A 1,055-nucleotide genomic window follows, 5' to 3' on the forward strand; every position below is an offset into this window, starting at 1 on the left:
GATGCGGAATGTGGTGTTGGCCTCATGGTCGGCGACGAACACGCCGGAGCCCTGGCGGCTGACGACAAGGCCCTCCGATCGAAGGGAAGCCATGGCTTCCCGGATCACCGTGCGGCTGACCCCGAATTGCGCGATCAGTTCCTGTTCGGTCGGCAGTTTCTCGCCGCTGGTCATATGGCCGGCGCGTATTTCGCGCGCAAACCAGTCGGCAACCTGCGCCGTGCGGCTGATCTGCGGGGGAAGGCCAAAGGAACGTTTCATCGCCATCAAGCAATAAACGAACCTCTGTCCTTGGCAACCCATTATTTATACGGTGATATGATGACATTTGCGACGCGTTGGACACGACCAATCTTCATTCGCCTTATCAGCGCCGCGCGAACATGTCCGCGGTCTCAGTGAAAGGACAGGGCGTGATGATCCCCCAAAAACCGGTGCTGTTGACCGGAGCCTCCGGCACGATCGGACGGCTGCTCTCGGCCAGGCTGGCGGCGCTCGGCTGGACCTTGCGGCTGACCGATGTCGTGCCCTTGCCGATCCCGTTGCCGCCAAACGCAAGCTTCGCCATCGCCGATCTCGAAGACCAGCAGGCGGTGAACGATCTGGCAGAGGGCTGCGGCCTGATCCTGCATTTCGGCGGCATCTCCACCGAGCAATCCTTCGAGACCGTGCTCGGCCCCAATCTTCGCGGCGGTTTTCACATCTATGAGGCGGCGCGCAGAGAGGAGGCGCGGGTGGTGTTTCCATCTTCGGTGCATGCGGTCGGCCTTTACGAGCGCACCGAGATTCTTGACCAGGACTGCCTGCTCAGGCCGGACGGCTATTACGGCCTGTCGAAAGCCTATGGCGAGATGCTGGCGCGGCTCTACTTCGACAAGCATGCGGTGGAAAGCGTGTTGATCCGCATCGGCTCGGTGCTGCCGGAGGTTCCGGACGAGAGGATCCTGTCGACCTGGATATCGCATGACGATTTTGTGCGCCTGATCGAGCGTTGCGCCGAAGCGGATCGTGTCGATTGCTCAGTCATCTGGGGCCAGTCCAACAACAGCCTGTCT

2 protein-coding genes are annotated in these 1,055 nt (G+C 61.1%); one reads left to right on the forward strand and one right to left on the reverse strand.

Features of this window, described 5'->3' with window-relative positions:
* A partial coding sequence (locus tag EOA22_RS34845; protein ID WP_164756233.1) for a GntR family transcriptional regulator occupies positions 1-261 on the reverse strand: 261 nt, incomplete at its 3' end.
* Positions 262-416: 155 nt separating this feature from the next.
* Between EOA22_RS34845 and EOA22_RS34850 the strand changes: the two genes are divergently transcribed.
* On the forward strand, positions 417-1,055 hold a 639-nt coding region (locus EOA22_RS34850; protein ID WP_245478777.1), incomplete at its 3' end, for an NAD(P)-dependent oxidoreductase.

The organism is Mesorhizobium sp. M7A.F.Ca.US.014.04.1.1, assembly GCF_003998745.1.
Classification (GTDB): Bacteria; Pseudomonadota; Alphaproteobacteria; order Rhizobiales; family Rhizobiaceae; genus Mesorhizobium; species Mesorhizobium ciceri.